The sequence below is a fragment of the Streptococcus varani genome (assembly GCF_001375655.1).
Classification (GTDB): domain Bacteria; phylum Bacillota; class Bacilli; order Lactobacillales; family Streptococcaceae; genus Streptococcus; species Streptococcus varani.
In genome coordinates this window covers 474,256-494,417 of sequence record NZ_CTEN01000002.1, presented here as the reverse complement: position 1 = coordinate 494,417, position 20,162 = coordinate 474,256, and the positions used below count along the sequence as shown (strand labels likewise).

Annotated in this window: 13 protein-coding genes and 3 pseudogenes; 15 read left to right on the top strand and 1 reads right to left on the bottom strand. The window is 40.4% G+C overall.

All coding sequences use genetic code 11. The annotated features are described in order from the left end of the window. Positions 1 to 33: 33 nt before the first annotated feature. From BN1356_RS05955 to BN1356_RS05885, 15 genes and pseudogenes are all read left to right on the top strand, one after another. The gene (locus tag BN1356_RS05955) at positions 34 to 930 is read left to right on the top strand and encodes a carbohydrate ABC transporter permease (RefSeq protein WP_093650472.1); all 897 of its coding nucleotides are present in this window, start codon (positions 34 to 36) and stop codon (positions 928 to 930) included. Continuing rightward, positions 927 to 1,754 carry a carbohydrate ABC transporter permease gene (locus BN1356_RS05950; RefSeq protein ID WP_093650471.1) on the top strand — a complete coding sequence of 276 codons (828 nt, stop codon included), beginning with the start codon at positions 927 to 929 and terminating at the stop codon, positions 1,752 to 1,754. The genes BN1356_RS05955 and BN1356_RS05950 overlap by 4 nt, the downstream gene beginning before the upstream one ends. A 42-nt stretch (positions 1,755 to 1,796) precedes the next feature. Then, a complete protein-coding gene (locus tag BN1356_RS05945) occupies positions 1,797 to 3,461 on the top strand; it encodes an alpha-glucosidase (RefSeq protein ID WP_093650470.1) in 1,665 nt (554 codons plus the stop codon). A 476-nt stretch (positions 3,462 to 3,937) separates the two neighbouring features. Beyond that, positions 3,938 to 5,542, top strand: a complete 1,605-nt coding sequence (gene dexB / locus BN1356_RS05940) for a glucan 1,6-alpha-glucosidase DexB (RefSeq protein WP_093650469.1) — start codon at positions 3,938 to 3,940, stop codon at positions 5,540 to 5,542. 276 nt (positions 5,543 to 5,818) lie between these two features. Continuing rightward, positions 5,819 to 7,099: pseudogene (locus BN1356_RS05935) on the top strand (MFS transporter). Positions 7,100 to 7,176: 77 nt separating this feature from the next. Next, positions 7,177 to 8,223, top strand: coding sequence for an ArsR/SmtB family transcription factor (locus tag BN1356_RS05930; protein WP_093650468.1), 1,047 nt, complete (start codon positions 7,177 to 7,179; stop codon positions 8,221 to 8,223). 86 nt (positions 8,224 to 8,309) lie between these two features. Continuing rightward, positions 8,310 to 8,666, top strand: coding sequence for a DUF2200 domain-containing protein (locus BN1356_RS05925; protein ID WP_093650467.1), 357 nt, complete (start codon positions 8,310 to 8,312; stop codon positions 8,664 to 8,666). Next, the gene (locus BN1356_RS05920) at positions 8,663 to 9,160 is read left to right on the top strand and encodes a phosphatase PAP2 family protein (RefSeq protein WP_093650466.1); all 498 of its coding nucleotides are present in this window, start codon (positions 8,663 to 8,665) and stop codon (positions 9,158 to 9,160) included. Before BN1356_RS05925 ends, BN1356_RS05920 begins: the two co-directional genes overlap by 4 nt. Before the next feature lie 186 nt (positions 9,161 to 9,346). Next, positions 9,347 to 10,513 (top strand): MFS transporter, encoded by a 1,167-nt coding sequence (locus BN1356_RS05915; RefSeq protein ID WP_218054294.1) that lies wholly within the window; start codon positions 9,347 to 9,349, stop codon positions 10,511 to 10,513. A gap of 29 nt (positions 10,514 to 10,542) precedes the next feature. Beyond that, entirely contained in the window at positions 10,543 to 10,839 is a 297-nt protein-coding gene (locus BN1356_RS05910; protein WP_093650464.1) for a DUF4298 domain-containing protein, read from the top strand. A 96-nt stretch (positions 10,840 to 10,935) separates the two neighbouring features. Further along, complete coding sequence (gene polA / locus BN1356_RS05905) at positions 10,936 to 13,572, top strand: DNA polymerase I (RefSeq protein ID WP_093650463.1); 2,637 nt, start codon at positions 10,936 to 10,938, stop codon at positions 13,570 to 13,572. A gap of 258 nt (positions 13,573 to 13,830) precedes the next feature. Further along, positions 13,831 to 15,669 carry a beta-glucoside-specific PTS transporter subunit IIABC gene (locus tag BN1356_RS05900; protein WP_093650462.1) on the top strand — a complete coding sequence of 613 codons (1,839 nt, stop codon included), beginning with the start codon at positions 13,831 to 13,833 and terminating at the stop codon, positions 15,667 to 15,669. 9 nt (positions 15,670 to 15,678) lie between these two features. Further along, entirely contained in the window at positions 15,679 to 17,136 is a 1,458-nt protein-coding gene (locus tag BN1356_RS05895) for a glycoside hydrolase family 1 protein (RefSeq protein WP_093650461.1), read from the top strand. An 11-nt stretch (positions 17,137 to 17,147) separates the two neighbouring features. Then, positions 17,148 to 17,999, top strand: coding sequence for a PRD domain-containing protein (locus tag BN1356_RS05890; protein ID WP_093650460.1), 852 nt, complete (start codon positions 17,148 to 17,150; stop codon positions 17,997 to 17,999). A gap of 182 nt (positions 18,000 to 18,181) precedes the next feature. After that, positions 18,182 to 19,819: pseudogene (locus tag BN1356_RS05885) on the top strand (IS1182 family transposase). 132 nt (positions 19,820 to 19,951) lie between these two features. Here the strand turns inward: BN1356_RS05885 and BN1356_RS13100 are convergent. Then, positions 19,952 to 20,074: pseudogene (locus tag BN1356_RS13100) on the bottom strand (TetR/AcrR family transcriptional regulator); the annotation flags it as partial. Positions 20,075 to 20,162 lie beyond the last annotated feature (88 nt).

Below are 20,162 nucleotides of genomic sequence, written 5' to 3'. Positions count from 1 at the left end.
TCCTATCATTTTAGAATTATTTAGGAGAAGCATATGAATTCTGTTTATAAAAAATGGTTTGCACCATTTGTCCTGCCAGCATTTATATTATTCGGATTGGTGGTATTGGTCCCATTTATCATTGGAGTCCTCTACTCTTTCTCTGCTTGGCGAGGCGTTTACTTTGCAGGTGGGAGCAATGCTTTTGAAGCCTGGGTTGGTTTTGAAAACTATCTTCGTTCCTTTGAGAATGAAAATTTCCGAAAAGCCTTTATTTATACTTTAAAATTTACAGTCATGGCAGTGGTAGCAGTCAATGTTGTAGCCTTGGCTCAAGCACTTTTTCTTCATGGATTGGGCAAAATGGTTGGATTTTTCCGTGCGACCTTCTTCTTGCCAAACCTACTGGGAGGCTTGGCTCTTGGCTACATCTGGCTCTTCATCTATGAGAATGTCTTTTCAAAGATGCTCTTTGGACCTAATGGCTCAATGCCCTTTGACTTGTTGAACAACATGACCCAAGACAGTGGTAAAAATCTTATTGCTCTCTTGATCATGGTAACGTGGCAGATGTCTGGTTATATGATGTTGATTTACATCACAGGCCTTTCTAACATTTCCGATGATTTGTATGAAGCTGCAGATATTGACGGAGCAAACTATTGGCAAAAACTACGTCATGTGACTTTCCCAATGCTAATGCCTAGCTTTACAGTTGTCTTCTTTATGGTTCTATCAAACTGTTTCAAACTTTTGGATCCTAACGTAGCCTTGACCAACGGAGAGTTCAGCACCCGTATGCTGGCCTTGCAAATCTTACGGGTTCCTAAAGATACGACCAACAACTATGGTATGGCCCAGGCCCAAGCGGTTATTTTCTTCATTATTATCGCTGTAGTATCCTTGACACAAGTGGTCATTACTAAGAGAAAGGAGGTTGAAGTACAATGAAAAAGAATACAAATTCTTACTTACGGTATGCAGTCATTACAATCATGGCCTTGTTTACCCTTTTTCCAGTTGTCTTCTTAGTCTTGAACTCCTTTAAATCTCAAACGGAGATTGTTAAATCACCCATGGCTTTTCCTCAGAATTTCTCTTTTGAATACATTCAAACAGCCATAGAAAAAATTAATATTGGTAGTTCCTTTGTCTTAACTTTAGTCATTACCGTACTGTCAGTTGCTTTAATTATTCTTGTTTCTTCGGCTGCCGCTTGGATGATGGTCCGCTTTAAGTCAAAACTATCCACTGTTCTCTTGCTCTGCTTTACGGCCTCCATGTTGATTCCTTTTCAGGCCATCATGTATCCGCTTATCAGCATTTTTGATAACATGGGCTTGAAAAATGTACCTGGGCTGATTCTCATGTATGGTGGTTTCGGACTCAGCATGTCTCTCTTTCTCTATCATGGATTTATTAAGAGTATCCCAGCCTCCTTGGAAGAAGCGGCTATTATTGATGGAGCAAGTCCATTTCAGGTTTACTTCAAAGTCATCATGCCACTCTTGAAACCGACGACTATGACCGTGATTATTTTGAACGGAATGTGGATTTGGAATGACTATCTTTTGCCATTTTTGGTGATTGGAAATAGTCCGATCAAGACCTTAACCCTCTCCGTTTACTTTGCTAAGATTGAATCAGGTCAGTACGGAAATTCCTGGGACTTGATTTTCCCAGCTGTCTTAATTACGATTACCCCTGTTATTTTGATGTTCTTGTTCCTACAAAAGAATATCATCAAGGGTATTGCAGATGGTGCTGTTAAATAAGTAGCTTTATCTCATAAATAAATGAAGGAGAAAATGAATAGTATGGAAAAAAATTGGTGGAAGGGGAAAGTTGCTTATCAAATTTATCCCAAAAGCTTTAAAGATAGTAATGATGACGGTATCGGTGATTTAAAAGGAATCACAGAAAAACTAGATTATCTAAAAGATTTAGGGGTGGATATTGTCTGGCTTTCACCTATGTTTAAAAGCCCTTTTGTTGATCAGGGCTATGATATCTCGGATTACTATGCGGTTGATCCTATTTTTGGAACCGACCAAGATATGGATGAGTTGATTGCGGAAGCTAAGAAGCGTGATATGTATATCGTCTTGGATTTAGTGGTCAACCATTGTTCTGACCAGCACGAATGGTTCCAGAAAGCTCTGGAAAGTCCAGACAGTGAATACCGTGATTACTTCTATTTTGTAGACAGTCCAGATGGACCACCAAGTAATTGGAGGAGCTATTTCGGTGGCAATATGTGGGAGAAACTTCCAGGAACAGATACTTATTATTTCCATTCTTTCCACAAAACACAGCCTGATTTAAACTGGCAAAATCCCCTTGTTCGGCGAAAAATTTATGATATGATGAATTGGTGGTTTGAAAAAGGGGTGGCAGGATTCCGAATTGATGCTATTATCAACATCAAAAAAGACCTGAATTGGACCAACTATAAGACAGATAATAAAGATGGGCTCGTGACGCCAGAAGTATTTCTTGAGAATGCTCAGCCGATTGAACCATTCTTGCGGGAAATGTATGAAGAAACCTTCAAAAAGTACAATGCTTTTGCAGTGGGAGAAGTCTTTAATGAGAGTGACGAAGACCTGCAATTCTTGATTGGTGGAGAGGATAGTGTTTTTTCATCCATCTTTGATTTCAAGCAGTCCACCATCAATTTAGAAGATGGCTGGCACAATTTTACAACTCCAACAAGCGAGCAAATTAAAGAAAGTATCTTTGCGGCCCATAAACGCAATGATCCTGTAGGTGTTATTTCGACCATTATCGAAAATCATGACCAGCCAAGGGGTGTCAGTCGCTATATTCCAGAAGCAGACCTGAATGATACGAGCAAGAAAGCTTTTGCAACAGTCTTTATGTTGCGAAAAGGGATTCCATTCATCTATCAGGGACAAGAAATTGGGATGGAAAACCAAGTTTTTGGTAGTTTAGAAGAAATTGATGACATCAGTACTCTCAATGAGTATGAAGTGGCGATTAAGGATGGTTACAGTCCAGTATCAGCCTTTAATGCTGTTACTAAAATTAGCCGCGATAACGCCCGTACTCCTGTACAATGGGATGATAGTCTTTATTTCGGTTTTTCTGAAACCACTCGTCCATGGATGTTTAGTCAGCAACCAAACCGTTCGATTACAGTCGCTGCTCAATTAGATGATGAAGCCTCTGTTCTCAATTACTACAAGCGTCTAACCAGACTCTACAAAAATCCTGTATATGGAAAAACGATTCAATTGGGTGAATTCAATCCCTTGTTTGAAGAGATGGAGGGTGTCATTGCTTATGAACGTACATTGGATAAAAATGTTGCCGTTATCACTAATTTCCAAAATTCTGAGGTCGGCCTCGAACTGGCAAAACCTATCGTGGAGATTCTTTTGAATAACTACGATGAAGAAGGGGAACTTGACCAAAAGATTGCCTTGAAACCCTATCAATCAATCGTTTTAGCCTACTAATACTCTGATAAAATCAAAAAGATTGAAACCAAACAGGCTCGAAGGTAGTTAACCTTGCAGCAGTTTCCATCTTTTTGTTTTTTCTATTATAGTCATTTGAATTAGTATGTTTGATACGTTGTCACTACCGGTTTGCTGTACTCCAGTTGAGAGAAACTTAGTTTCTTTTATTTCGGTCCTCCAACAGTCTATCCCATGACTGTTAGGTAAACTGACTTTTGTCAGTTTTTATTTCCCGCCTCCAACAGTCACTCCCCTGACTGTTGGAGCTGCCTGCACCTCAGTTCCTAGTCTTAAAGCTAATTCATTCGACTATATGACCTGTGCAACCTGCACAAATATTTTCATCAGATTGGCCATTGCGGTTTGATGAAAACGTTTGCTATAATTTGGTAAAAGAAATAAATTGACCTCCTAGTAAGAAAGCTCCAGATGATATGGAGCTTTCCTACTGTTGAAAAGGGAAAGGAAATAGCATGAAAAAACACTGGTGGCATAAGGCGACAATTTATCAGATTTACCCAAAATCATTCATGGATAGCAATGGAGATGGAGTTGGTGATTTGAAGGGAATCATCAGCGAATTGGATTACCTTAAAAAGTTAGGAATCACAGCCATCTGGCTCTCACCTGTTTACCAATCCCCCATGGATGATAATGGGTATGATATCTCAGATTATGAGGCCATTGCAGACATTTTTGGCGATATGGCAGACATGGAAGAATTGTTGGCAGAAGCCAATAAACGCCATATCCGTATCATTATGGACCTGGTGGTCAATCACACGTCAGATGAGCACGCCTGGTTTGTGGAAGCGCGTGAGAACCCAAGCAGTCCTGAGCGTGACTTTTATATCTGGCGTGATCAACCAAATGGACTGAAATCAACATTTTCTGGTTCAGCTTGGCAGTATGATGAGGCTTCTAATCAGTACTACCTTCATCTCTTCAGTAAGAAGCAACCTGATCTCAACTGGGAAAATGCAGACCTCCGCCAAAAGATTTATGACATGATGAATCGTTGGATTGATAAGGGTGTTGCAGGATTCCGCATGGACGTTATCGATTTGATTGGGAAGATTCCAGATCAAGAAATCACTGGGAATGGACCCAAATTACACGACTACCTCAAGGAAATGCACCAAGCCAGTCTCCTCAATAAGGATTTGTTAACTGTTGGAGAAACATGGGGGGCAACACCTGAAATTGCCAAACAGTATTCCAATCCTGACAATCACGAATTGTCCATGGTTTTCCAGTTTGAGCATATCGGGCTGCAACACAAACCAAATGCGCCGAAGTGGGATTATGAGACAGAGTTGAATGTTCCGGCTTTGAAGGAAATTTTTACCAAATGGCAGACAAAGTTGGAACTGGGCCAAGGATGGAACTCGCTCTTTTGGAACAACCATGATCTGCCCCGTGTCCTCTCTATCTGGGGAAATGATGGAGAATACCGTGAAAAATCTGGTAAGGCCTTTGCCGTTCTCTTGCATCTGATGCGGGGAACTCCTTATATCTATCAAGGAGAAGAAATCGGCATGACCAACTATCCATTTGCTGATTTGACCGAAATTGAGGATATTGAGTCCGTCAATTATGCCAAGGAAGCCCTGGAAGAAGGACAGGATTTGGAATCGATTATGGATAGTATCCGGGCAATAGGACGCGACAATGCCAGAACACCAATGCAATGGACAGCAGGTCAGCAGGCAGGATTTTCAAGGGCAGATAAGACTTGGTTGCCAGTTCATCCAAACCACGAAGCCATCAATGTCGAAGCAGCATTGGCTGATTCTGAGTCCCTGTTTTATACCTACCAAAAATTGGTTGCTCTGCGCAAAACACAAGATTGGTTGATCGATGCGGATTTTGAATTATTGAATACGGCGAATAAGGTATTTGCCTACAAACGTAGAACGGCGGATGAAAGTTACCTGATTGTGGTCAATTTATCGGACCAAGTTCAACCATTTGAATTGGCCGTTGAGGGGGAGGTTATCATTGGCAATACCTGTGTAGAAACTGTGAGCAAAACCAAGCAACTCCAAGCCTGGGATGCTTTCTGTCTAAAAATTTAAGGACAGATATCTTCAAGCTAAAAAAATTTATCAAAAAAAGTGAACATGTTTATCTTTCTGTTGACTAGAAAGATAAACATGTTCACTTTTTGCTTCTCTGATTGCTAAGAACGCTAGATATGAAGGGAACTGTTTTTTAGAATGTTATTTTTAATAGTTTTAAATAATCACTTAATTTTAAAAAATAATATTAAATAAATAATTGACTTTATTTTTAAGAAATGTATAATATTTATATTAAATAAATATTTAATATAAATTAAGTGAGGTTAGAAAATGAAAACGATTCTACAAAACAAACTCTTTATGGCGACCTTTGTAGCAGATATGCTATCCAACTTTGGAGATGTTCTATACTATTTAGCTTTGATGAACTATGTCCTACTTTTACCAGAAGCAAAGCTGGCTATTTCCCTGGTCACTATTTCAGAAAGTCTTCCGTTTTTGACCATGATTTTCACGGGCATGTGGGGGGACAAGACCAAGAACAAGGTGGATCGTGTATCCCTAACCCTACTTTTTCGAGTCGTTCTCTATCTCATAATTGGTTTTGCGATGGGATTTCCAGCAGCTCTTTGGGTGGTTGTTTTGGCAGTAATCGTTAATCTCTTATCTGACCTAGCTGGTCAATATGAAAATGCTCTTTTTACTCCTATTAGCCTACGTATCGTTGCTGATAATGAACGCGAAAGTATGTATGCCTTTCGGCAGGCTAGTAGCTCAATGTTACGCATTCTTTTTCAATCCAGTGGGGCAATCCTCATCGGTATCATGACTTACCAACACTTGGCCTTTTTCAATGCTGGAACCTTTCTAGTTAGTCTGCTGATTATCATGGCTATTCGCCCAAGTCTAAACAAGTTGCTCAAAGATAATCCTATTCAGGCCAGTCAAGAGCAAGTAGCAGAAGGATCTGGAAGCTTTTTTCAACATTTTTAGTTCAGTCTCAAAGATTCCTATCAGGCCGTTAAGAATATTCCGTCACTCAAGGTCTCTATTGTAACCATTGCTGGTCTCAACGCAGTGTTTGCAGGACAGGATGGCTTGCTTCTTCTCACAATCAAGGAAAATGCTAGCTTTGCTCTTGTTTCTCCTGCCATCACTTTATCCAGTTTGGTCATCATCAGTCTCGTGGCTACTATTTTAGGGAGTATTCTTTCAACTACTCTTCTCAAAAATACTAACTTTATAACATTGGTGAATAGCATAGCCTTTATGCCGAGTTTACTGTTTTTTGGCTTTTTCTTGCAGAACATTTATCTGATTATGCTCATTAATTTCTTCAGTATGGTTCTAGCGGGTGCCAGTCAACCCAAAATGCATGCTTTTATCGTCCGGGCACTGCCAGAAGAGCGGTTGGCCACTATTGGTGCAGGAATTGATACCTTCTGTACTCTAGGCCTGGTCACTTGTCGTCTACTAGTATCAGCTTTAGTAGTCGTCCTTTCATCACAAGCCATTGCTCTTATCTTTTTAGGTCTATCTCTTATCCTTATCCTTTTTACCTTGAAATCTGCCAGACTCAAAATGCATTCTACTCTTGAAAAAGCAATCTAAGCAGAGCAAACGGTTTACATGCTTGTTTGATTTTGATAAGATAAACTTAAATAAGTGTTGAAGAAAGAGGAATGCAAATGAAGGTCATCTATTCCGAAAAAGCCAGTCAGATTGTAGAACAGTTCTTTGTACCCATTTTTCCTGAAGATGGCTCTGATGGAGAATGGGATTTATCCAATAAAGAAAAAGAAATTCTCAAGGACGTCTTTCCAATTTTAGAAGAGCTCAAGCAAGTCTTTGCCCCTTATAAAGATAGAATCGCTCAATATTATCTGATGGGATACGGTCTTAGCTTGCTTCATTCTGTTTTTATTGAAATGGTAGACAAAGATATAGACGTTGAAGATGTGGAAGATGTTCACACCTATTGCTTAAGTTTGACTGAAGAAGAAATTCAAGAACATTTAAAGCAACTATTAAATTCCGAACCCGAACAGATGGACAAGGAAGCTGATTTTTGGGAGCGACTGGACTTGTCAACAGCAAAAGCTGACACGAAGTGGTACTTTAGCCAGTTTTATCGCAAGCCTATGGATTCTATGCAGGAATTAGTTACCCTTTCTAGGGAGCTGGTTCCCCTCTATCAACCATATTTGGATAAAGGCGTAAAGGAACGCCAAGCTTTTGCTCGAGCTTTCTCTCTAGAAGAACTGTTTACAAAATCTCCCTATTTATCCAATTCTTCATTTTATCTGGGAGAAGAAGAGGAAGTGGGTCTCTACATTGTGAGTCCTTGGATTATCCGGTTTTTATCCTATACTTCGGATGCCCAGGGTAGTTTGTATCACTATTTTATCCTCTCCTGCCGAATAGACCAACTTTTGGGAGAGAATAAGGAATTGGATGTGGATCAGTTCACTACTATTCTCAAGGTCATCAGTGATGTGACCCGATATAATGTTTTGGTAGAGCTAACCAAACCCCATGCCAAGAGTAAGGATATTGCACAAGCTCTTGCTATTACCGGGGCTGCTGTGTCCTTTCATACGCAAAAACTCATCAACGCCCAACTCTTAATCTTCAATCGCGAGGACAAGCATGTCAAATATAACGTTAATAAAGAGCTACTGGAGGAAGTCATCGCTAAGTTGCAAACAGATTTCCAACTGGATACAAGAAAATAATTTTTTACCGGATTCAAAAAGAGGTACTAATACCAGCTCTTTTTTGTTACAATAGTCCTTAAGATTATTAAAAAAAGAGGAGTGCTATGAGCCATCGGATTTACAATATGACCTTTCCCAGTGTTTTCAAGGCCTTAATTGCTAAGGCGGAGCGAAAAGGGAAGACCCGACAGGATGTTTTGGATGTGACCAGCTGGTTGACAGGTTACGACCTAGAGACGATTGAAAAACTCATGGAATCCGAGTTGACATTCGGGGATTTTTTCCGTCAGGCACCACATTATACACCATTCCGTAGCAATATCACAGGTAAGATTTGTGGGGTGCAAATCGAAGCGATTGAAGATCCCCTCATGCAAGAAATTCGCCGTTTGGATAAGTTGGTGGACTGGTTGGCTAAAGGGAAATCAGTTTCAGATATTATTGGGAAGTATCAAGTATGAGGGATTACGCAAGCTTCTATAAAAACTTGACCTCTTCCATCCGGCAATCACCTCTGGCTCTTTCTTTATTAGCTACCTTTAATCGATCCGTTACCAAGCTCATGTACTTGCTCTATCCGCTTTTGTTAGGCTACATTTCTTTGAATTCTCCAAATCAATTATTAATCTATATCTTGGTACCAGGCCTGACTTTTTTGCTGGTGACCATCATTCGCAAGGTTATCAATCAAGCTAGGCCCTATGAAAAATGGTCTATCCAGCCCATTATGACAAAGGATACAGTTGGACAATCCATGCCCAGTCGTCATGTTTTTTCAGCAACCATGATTTCTATGTGTTTTCTCTCCTTCAATATTTGTTTGGGATTAGTTTTGTTAATTTTATCTGCAACCTTGGCAATTTGCCGTGTTCTGGGTGGCGTTCACTATCCCAAAGATGTCATTGCAGGCATGCTAATTGGTATCTTGGCAGGGTTAGTCCTCATTATAAGTTAGTCAATGAAGCGACCATCTGGTTGCTTTTTTACATACTTCTTATAGTGAATTTATGTCGATATTGTCTAATATAGCTTGCTATTGCTGCTTAAAAACCGTATACTAGAATTAGAGAAAAATTGATATAGCGGAGTTATTTTTGTAAGCGGTATCAAGAATGTTTCTGAAAACTGTCCAGAAAGAGAAATGATGAAAAAGAATCAATTAACAACAAGAACTCAATCCGTCTTTATTCTCATGGCTTTTGTTTTAGCCATGTCGGCCATGCTTTTTAATGGGATTCTAGATAAGGTGGCTGACCAGCTTAGTATTTCCATTGCCGAAACCGGTTTGCTCAATTCTTTTTATGCTTACGGGGCTGCAATTGGAGTACCCATTGTCCTCATTCTTTTTCGAAAGATGGAGCGAACCAAGGCATTGAAAATGATGCTTTTTTTAACCATATTATCAACTTTTTGGATGATTCTGGCTCCAAATTTTATTCAACTGCTCATGGCTCGTTTTTTATCTGGTATCGCTGGCAATAGCTACGGAGTCTTAGCGACAGCTACGGTGGCGGGTTTTTCTTCCAAAGATAAACTTGGTTCGACACTTGCTAGATTAATTATGGGTGCAGCTTTGGCCCTTGTTATCGGCGTCCCATTAACCCGATTCTTATCAGAGATATTTAGCTGGCAAACAGATTTTGGTTTTTTGATTGTTTTGATGCTTTTCTCTTTGCTTTATTTCATGCGTTTCTTGCCCAAAGCAGAAGTTGAGGAGAAGGAAAACAACTTCCTAGAAGAACTAAGGTTTTTCAAGCTTAAAGATGTTCAATTTGTCCTTTTATGTATGTTCCTCTTTTTCTTAGGATATGGTGGTTTCTACACCTTCCTGACACCCTATGTACTAGAACTGCTGCCAAGTCTTGCTCCCATCATGAGTATTTTACTGGTGATTATTGGGATTGCTAGTTTTTCAGGTAATCATGTTGGTGGAGTCTATGCAGATAAAATCGGCTACAAAAAAGCCCTTGTACTAGGAAGTAGTCTACAAGGAATCATTTCTATCTTGATTTTTTTGCTCCCTAAAGAGGTTTTTATTCTTATTCCACTGATTATTCTTTGGCAAATTGCAGCCTGGTTTACAGGTATTCAGATGATTACCGGGATGAGTGTCGCTACGGATAATAAATCCAGTCTGATGCTTAGTCTTAATGGCTCAGCCAATCAGTTGGGACAGGCAGTTGGTTCTAGCCTATCAGCTTTTCTGATTGCCAATATCCATATTTCCTACACCGTTCTTTTACCCTTAATGGGAAGCCTCATGATTTTTGGCTTCTCCCTTCTCTATCGTAATTTTATGACCAAATAGAATTTAATTTATTTTAAAGGAGAAAAATAATGCAAAGAATTGAAGAAATGGAAAAAAACCTCCATCATCAAGTAGAGATGCTGCGTCAACTGGAAGAAGTGGCAAAAGCTTACGAAGCCAGTCAGTCAGAATATCAGGATTTGCAGGACTACTACTATAGTGACCAGTATATGCAGGATTTTGATGCAGCAGGTCGAGGAGAATTTGACAAGATTCCTGCCGGTGTCCTCAGTGAAGATGCCATCTATAATCTGATAATGGACCGCCAGCAAGTAGCCATTTCACTCTTAGAGTTGGCTACTAAAATGCTGAAAGTAGAAGAATAAAGAAGAAGGAGTTGGTTGAGTAAAATCAGCTCTTTTTCGTCGTCTTTTACAACCTTCAAGCCTCTCCAAATACCCAAATCATGCTATAATAGAAGCATGAAAAAAAATAAACTCTTATTAATTGATGGATCTTCCGTCGCATTTCGAGCTTTCTTTGCTCTTTATAACCAGATTGACCGCTTTAAGAGCCCGACCGGTCTCCATACCAACGCCATCTATGGTTTTCACCTCATGCTCAACCACCTTATGGAGCGGGTACAGCCGACCCACATCTTGGTAGCCTTTGATGCGGGCAAAACAACTTTCCGGACAGAGATGTTTGCAGATTATAAGGCTGGTCGGGCCAAAACTCCAGATGAATTTCGAGAGCAATTTCCTTTCATTCGTCAGATGTTGGAAGCTATGGGTATCCAGCACTATGAATTGGCCAACTATGAAGCAGATGACATCATCGGTACCCTGGATAAGATGGCTGAGCGGACAGAAGTACCTTTTGATGTGGTCATCGCCAGTGGCGACAAGGACTTGATTCAGCTGACTGATGCCAATACCATTGTGGAAATTTCCAAAAAAGGCGTGGCGGAATTTGAAGAATTTACTCCGGACTACCTTATGGAAAAAATGGGGATCACCCCCACTCAGTTTATCGACCTAAAAGCTCTCATGGGCGATAAGTCTGATAACATTCCAGGTGTTACTAAAATTGGAGAAAAAACAGGTCTCAAACTACTTTTGGAATACGGTAGTTTAGAAGGTATTTATGAACATATTGATAGTTTCAAGGCTTCCAAAATGAAAGAAAACCTGTTAAACGACAAGGAGCAGGCTTTCTTATCACGAACTCTGGCGACCATTGACACCCAATCGCCAATTGAAATTGGACTGGATGATATTGTTTATAATGGACCAGATTTGGCCGTTTTGGGTCAATTTTATGATGAAATGGGTTTCAAGCAACTGCGGGCTCAATTAGGTCAGACTGGCCAGGAAGAAGAGCAAGCCATCGAATATACCGTTGTGACAGAAGTCACAGCAGATATGTTGCAAGCTGATGATGCCTTCTATTTTGAAATCTTAGGCGAAAACTACCACAGAGAAGAAATGGTTGGTTTGGCTTGGGGACGTCCTGGGCAGCTCTATGTGGCCAAACCAGAGGTTCTTCAACAAAGTATCTTCAAAGAATTTCTAGAAAGTCATGCCATTCAAACCTATGACTTCAAACGGAGCAAAGTCCTCTTATCTCACATGGATATCAACTTGCCTAAGGCTAGCTTTGATAGCCGTTTGGCTACCTATCTACTGTCAACGGTAGAAGATAATAGATTGGCAACGATTGCTCATCTGTACGGACAAACTAGTCTGTCAGTGGATGAGGCTGTCTATGGCAAGGGGGCAAAACTCGGTCTTCCAGAAGATGACGTCTTCTTTGAGTATTTGGCCCGTAAGGTTCAGGTCATCTTAGAGACTAAGGAGCCTATGTTAGGCAAACTGACGGAGCATCAACAGTCAGACTTGCTTTTTGAGATGGAGTTGCCACTGGCGGATGTCCTGGCTAAGATGGAAATCGCTGGTATCAAGGTGCAAGCTGAAACCTTGCAAATCATGCAGGCTGAAAATGAGCTGTTGATTGCGGAGTTGACTCAGAAGATTTATGATTTGGCTGGTGAAGAGTTCAATATCAACTCGCCTAAACAGTTAGGTGTTCTCCTCTTTGAGAAGATGGGACTACCTTTGGAATTGACCAAGAAAACCAAGACGGGTTATTCAACAGCGGTTGATGTGCTTGAGCGTTTAGCACCGATTGCTCCAGTTGTTTCAAAAATCTTGGAATACCGCCAAATTACTAAATTACAATCGACTTACGTCATTGGCTTGCAGGATGCTATCTTAGCAGATGGTAAGATTCATACCCGCTATGTCCAGGACTTAACTCAGACCGGTCGTCTGTCCTCTACGGATCCCAACCTACAAAATATCCCTGTCCGTCTAGAACAGGGACGCCTGATTCGTAAGGCATTTGTACCCTCTATGGAAGACAGTGTTTTGCTAGCATCGGACTACTCGCAGATTGAGCTGCGGGTCCTGGCTCATATTTCCAAAGACGAGCACTTGATTGAATCCTTCAAACGGGGCGAAGATATCCATACGGCGACAGCTATGCGGGTCTTTGATATCAAGGATGCCAAGGATGTGACGCCAAATGACCGCCGCAATGCCAAGGCCGTTAACTTCGGTGTAGTCTATGGTATCTCTGATTTTGGTTTGTCCAACAACTTGGGTATTACCAGAAAGGCTGCCAAGTTTTATATTGACACCTATTTTGAGCGTTTCCCAGGCATCAAGGCCTATATGGAAAATATTGTTCGTGATGCGCGTGATAAGGGCTATGTGGAGACTATTTACCACCGCCGCAGAGAGTTGCCAGATATTAATTCCCGCAACTTCAATGTCCGTAACTTTGCCGAGCGGACAGCCATTAACTCCCCAATTCAAGGTTCCGCTGCTGACATTCTCAAGGTGGCCATGATTAACCTGGATAAGGCTCTGACAGCAGGATACTTCAGGGCTCGCATGCTCTTACAAGTGCACGATGAAATTGTCCTAGAAGTACCAAATGCCGAGCTGGAAGCCGTTCAAAAATTGGTCAAAGAAACCATGGAATCAGCCATCGAACTGGCCGTACCATTGATCGCAGAAGAAAATGCTGGTCAGACTTGGTATGAAGCGAAATAAGGTAAACAACGATTGATTGGGAGGCTCTTAGCAGTCTCCCTCAATCGTTTTTTTATCTATCAGTAGATTATAGGTTGAAATGTTAAAAATTTGTTGACGCTTACAAAAAACTGTGCTAGAATGAAATCATAATTAAATAAATGGCATGTAACTGGTCAAGCAGGCATAACCGAATTAAACCGAGAATATCAATGGGTATTTTGGGTTTAGTTCGGTTTTTTCTTTTCCAGGACGTGACCAAATTTAGGAGGTTGTACAATGGATGTACATAAATTAGCAATAGATATTGTAGAGCAGATTGGCGGAAGTACCAACATTGCCCAATTTGAGCATTGCTCCACTCGCTTACGCTTCAACCTTGTGGATGATAGCAAGGCCAATCTGGAAGCATTGAAAAAGCTGTCCGGTGTGCTGGGAGTTGTTCAAAATGTTCAAACGCAAATCATTATTGGGAACTCAGTGGTAGAAGTGTATAATGAAATTGAGAAATTAGTTGCTGGTCGTACGGGCGATGCTTCCAGCCAAGATGGGAAAAAACTCTCTATCGGTGCAACCATCCTAGATTACTTAGTATCCATTTTCCAACCATTAATTCCGGCCATCGCTGGTGGTGGTATTCTTAAATCATTCTTGATGATTTCTGCCTTGTTTGGTATCCTAGATAAAACCAGTCAAACCTACATGATTTTGAACTTTATCGGGGATGCTCCACTTCGTTTCTTGCCCCTTCTTGTGGCTGCAACAACCGCTAAGAAATTGAAATCCAATCAGTTAGTGGCTACCGCAACAGTTGCCACACTCTTGACACCTGACTTGGCAACCATGTTGGGAGAGGGAGCTCAATTATTTGGCGTCAGCATCACAAATATAAACTATACCTACTTAGTATTCCCAGCAATCCTGACTGTATTTACATACTCATATCTTGAAAAATTCTTTACGAAAATCACACCGAAAGTTTTGCGTGTATTCTTTGTTCCAATGTTCAGTATGTTGATTACAGTTCCATTGACTCTCTTCATCCTTGGTCCGCTTGGTTTCAACTTTGGTCAAGGTTTTGCATCAGTAGTGATGTTCCTCTTCGCTAAGTTTGGCTGGATTGCGGTAGCTATTCTTGCTTCCTTCTTGCCCTTCATGGTGGTGACAGGTATGCACAAGGCCATGATTCCATACGTCATCACTGCCCTTGGAGAGACTGGAAAAGAAATCATTTACAATGCAGCTTCTCTTGCCCATAATATTTCTGAATCTGGTGCCAACTTTGCTGTTGCAATTCGCTCCAAAGATAAGGAACTGCGTTCAACGGCTCTATCTTCTGGTGTTTCTGCCCTCTTTGGTATTACAGAACCAGCCCTCTATGGGGTGACTATCCTTCACAGACGTGTTCTTTATGGGGTTATGATTGGTAGTTTCATCGGCGGTGCATCGCTTGGATTGATGGCGGTTGAAGCCTATGTAGCAGTTGGTCCAGGTCTGGCAACCTTGTCTAGCTTTATCTCTGAAACTTTGCCAAATAACTTCCGCAATGCTGTCATTGGTCTTGTTATCTCCTTCGCTGTTTCCTTTGCTGCAACCTTTGTTCTCTGGAAAGAGCCAGAAGTAGAGGCAATAACTGTAGAGGATAATGAAACAGTTGACACGGCTGCTGATTCAAAAAGATTTGATACTCCCTTAGAAGGCACTGTTGTTCCACTTGAAAATGTCAGTGACGAAGTATTTTCTGGTAAACTATTAGGAGATGGAATTGCCGTCAAACCAAGCAAAGGAGAACTATATGCTCCTGTTGATGCTGAAGTCAAGATGGTTTATAAAACAAAACATGCCCTTGGTCTGCTAACTGAAGATGGGGTTGAAATCTTGATTCACATTGGTATCAACACTGTCAACTTGGAAGGTAAATTCTTTGACGTTTTGGTCAAGGAAGGCCAGAAAATCAAACGTGGTGATTTATTAGTCATCTTTGATGTAGATAGAATTGTTGAGGCTGGTTTTGATACAACCACCATGATGCTCTTTACCAAGCCAAGTAACTTGAAATTTACAGTGACAGACAAAACAAATGTTAAACAATTTGAAACATTGCTAACACTTGAATAGGAGGAATCTATGTCAACATTTAAAAAAGATTTTCTTTGGGGTGGGGCTCTAGCTGCCAACCAAATTGAAGGAGCCTGGAATGTCGGAGGCAAAGGCTTATCTGTTGCAGATGTAGCCACTTATAAACCAAATCTTGATGTATCAGATTATGCAGGACACAATAAGGTCACCAGCCAAATGGTTGAAGAAGCCATTGCGACGGACGAAGTGCAGTATTATCCAAAACGCAGAGGGATTGATTTCTACCATAAATATAAAGAGGATATCCAACTCTTTGCAGAAATGGGTTTCAAAACCCTCCGTATTTCTATCGCCTGGACGAGACTTTTTCCAAGTGGTGAAGAAAAGGAAGCTAGTCAGGAGGGGATTGCTTACTATAAGTCTCTTTTTGAGGGGCTCAAAGAAAATAATATCGAGCCAATCGTGACACTTTCCCATTATGAAATGCCTTTAGCATTAAGTATCAAATACAATGGCTGGGGAGATCGAAAATTGGTTGACCTGTTTGTCAACTATGCCCAAGTCTGTTTTAAGGAGTTTGGTCCCTATGTCAAATATTGGTTGACCTTCAATGAGATTGATAGTGTTGGCCGCCATCCTTTTACTACTGCAGGCATCATTCCGGACAAGTGCATCGACTATAGCTTAGATCAGGCGGTTTACCAATCCTTACACCATCAGTATGTAGCTGCAGCTATAGCGACCAAGCTTTGTCATGATATGATTCCGGGCAGTCAAATGGGCTGTATGCTGACAAAACTAACAACTTATCCAAACACCTGTAATCCAAACGATGTCCTTCTTTCATTAGAGCAAAATTTAGACAATCACTCTCACGCCGATATTCAGATTTTTGGTAAATACCCAACTTTGTACAAGCAGTATTTGAAAAATAAAGGCATTGTCGTTAAAATGGAAGAAGGAGATGAAGCGATTCTCAAGGAAGGGAAAGCAGATTACCTAGCTTTCAGTTACTACATGTCCAGAACTGAGTCGGCAGATCCAAATAAGGAAAAAGCTGCTGGCAATACCATCATGAGTGTTAAAAATCCTTACCTAGCATCGACAGAGTGGGGTTGGCAAATTGATCCAGTAGGGCTTCGGATTTCTCTGCTGGAATTGTATGATCGTTACAATGTCCCTCTTATCATTGTCGAAAATGGTATGGGAGCGGTTGACCAGTTGACAGCAGATGGGAAAGTTCACGACCCTTACCGCATTGCTTATTTGAGAAGTCATATTGAGGAAATGGCCAAGGCTGTTGAAATGGGTGTTGACTTGTTTGGATATACTAGTTGGGCACCTATTGATTTGATTAGTGTGTCAACATCACAGATGAGCAAGCGTTATGGATATATCTATGTTGATCAAGATGATTTAGGGAATGGCAGCTTGAAACGCTATAAAAAAGACTCGTTTTTCTGGTATAAAAAGGTCATCTCTTCAAATGGGGAGGACCTAGATTAGGAGATTTCAAAGTGAAAATAAAGAAACCTTTGAATGCGAATGCGATTCTGGTGGTTAATGATGATCAAAGTGAGTTCATTCTCTTTGGAAAAGGAATTGGCTACGGTAAAAAAGTCGGAGATAATGTGGATAGTGATAATATTAATCAAACCTTTATTCCTCTGAAAAATTCTGAGTTAAAAGAATATCTGACCATTTTGGAATCCATTCCAGCTGAGTTGCTGGAATTATCTAGGCAAGTCATTTTGGAGGCCGAAGATAGGTTGGGTTGTAGTCTAAATCCAAGTATTTATTTTATGCTCAGTGATCACTTGAATTTTGCTATCGAACGGTATAAGAGCAATATTAATGTGACCAATCGCGTCTTTTGGGAAATTAAGAATTTTTATCCCCAAGAGTTTAAGATTGGTTTATACGCTTTAAAATTGATTAAGAGAGAATTTGGTTTAGTCTTGCCTGAAGAAGAAGCTGCTAATGTCGCTTTTCATATCATCAATGCTCAAAGCTCTGCTGAGATGAAGGCGGATGGAATGAACTATGCCAAACTCATCGCAACTGTGAATAGCATAATTAGGTATAGTATAAGTTCAGAATTGGACAATACAAGTGTCCATTACCAACGATTTATTACCCATTTGAAATTCTTCGCTGAGCGTTTCTTCAATGATAAAATGCTAGATGACTCAAATCAATTGTTTGAACAAATTGTACAACTATATCCAAGAGCCACAGAAATATCTTTCTTGATAAAAGATCAGTTAGAATTAGTATATTCGAAGAAAATTAGCAAAGAGGAAATTGCTTACCTTGCCATTCATATCAATCGAATGTTAAGCTCCGAGGAGATTTCCAAGCATTCCTGAAATGACTTAATAGAAGTCTAAAAATAGAGGTTGGACAAAAATTCGAGAACACAGAAAAAGAGGCTGGGCAAAAAGTAGCTTCAGAATAGAAAAAACGAGCATTTCCGCAGTTGGAGATGCTCGTTTCCCTATGTCATGGTTTATAATTATAATAACGACAAAACAACTAGAAAGCCATGATCATGTATAAAGAGTATAACACAAATCAACTCAGTTTGGAACTAAATCTTGCCTACGATATTCCTATGAATCATGAAGTTAGATTGATCAGTCTTTTTGTGGACAGTATCCCTAATCATGTTTTATTGGAAGATAAATCACACACTGGCCGTCCTGCCTTCCATCCGGCTATGCTCATGAAGATGACGCTCTTCGCCTACGCTCGTCAGGTCTTTTCTGGTCGCAAAATGGTTCAGATGAATGAGGAAGTCATTCCCATGAAATGGTTGAGCCAGGATACCTACGTCAGCTACAAAACCATCAATAATTTTCGTTCCAGTAAGCATGCCAACAACCTGATTAAGACTGCCTTTATTTACTTCACCCTCCTCATGCGTGAAAATGGCATGATTGAAGACGAGGCTCTCTTTATCGATGGCACCAAGCTAGAAGCTGATGCTAATCTCTACTCTTTCACTTGGAAAAGAGCTGTTGATAAATATGAAGATGCCCTAAATGGGAAAATCTCAGAACTCTATGACCAGCTGGTTCAAGAGGGGGTAAACCTAGCTCTGTCTAAAGAAGAATGCGAAACCAGCCAAGGTTTGGAAGAATTGCTTGAAAAAACTGCGGAAGCCTTAGCTGAAGTTGAGAAGGCTATTTCTGAGGAACCCAAAGTTATCAAGGGTGGTTCTATTAATAAACAGAAACGACGTCGCATCAAGAAACTGCGCAACCAGTTGAGAAGAGATTACATTCCTCGTAAACAGCGCTATGAGGAGGCTAGAGAGATTCTAGAAGAGCGTAACTCTTTCTCCAAAACGGACCATGATGCCACCTTTATGCGAATGAAAGAAGACCATATGATGAATGGCCAGCTCAAACCTGGCTATAATGTTCAAGCTGCCACCAATGGTCAATATGTACTTGCCTACGATATTTTTTCAAATCCAACGGACACCAGAACTCTAAAACCCTTTCTCCAATCGATTCAAACCTTAGACTTGTTCCAAAATATTGTCGCCGATGCCGGTTATGGCAGTGAGGAGAATTATAGTTTTATCATTGATGAGTTGGAGAAGACCCCTCTGATTCCCTATGGTATGTACCAGAAGGAATTGACGAAGAAATATAAGAACAGTCCTACTAATCCAAATAATTGGGACTACCTTGAAGAGACAGATCAGTTTATTAAACCAGACGGAGTTGTTTATTCCTTTAAGAATTACTCTCGTCGAACTGACAAGTACGGATTTAAACGTGACTTTAAAATCTATGAGGCGGATAACATACAAGGCACAGAAGAGTTAGAAAAACTTTCCAAAACAGAAAGTGGTCGCCAGAAACAAATCCATTACAATCCAACTTGGAATTACTTTAAAGAACTCATCAAGGAAGAATTACATAGCGAAGAAGGCTCTCGAATCTATGCCAAACGGAAAATCGATGTTGAACCCGTTTTTGGCCGATTAAAGAGTGTTTTTGGCGTGCGCAGGGTTCATGTCAGAGGCAATCGAGCCGTCCAAGAATCTAGCCTCTAAAACTTCACATACTCAAAAACCACACAGTGATTTTTTCATCTTGATTGTTTTCAAGACAGAAATCACCGTGTGGTTTTATTTGAAGCTACTTTTTGCCCAGCCTCTTTTTTTGAGTATTGAATCTTTCAAAGATTGAATGGGATTTGAGTTTCACAAGCTTTATTCTTATGCTCTTTGAACATCAACAGTATCCTTTGTTAAAGCTTCTTACTTACCACAAGGTATATCTATGTCACTTTGCTTCATTTATTGTTAATCCTCTTTGAACTTTAACAAGGATAAAATTTGTTGTTCAATCAGTTCCAAATCTTCTTTCTCGGATTGAGTTGGAATATTGAAGATAAAGCGTTGGGTAAAATAAGCAAAGAAGATTCCGGCACAAGAACGTAAGGTTTCTATTGTCTTATCTGAAAAATCAGCTTCAGGGGCCTGATGAAAGAGCACTTTCATCTGAAGAATATAA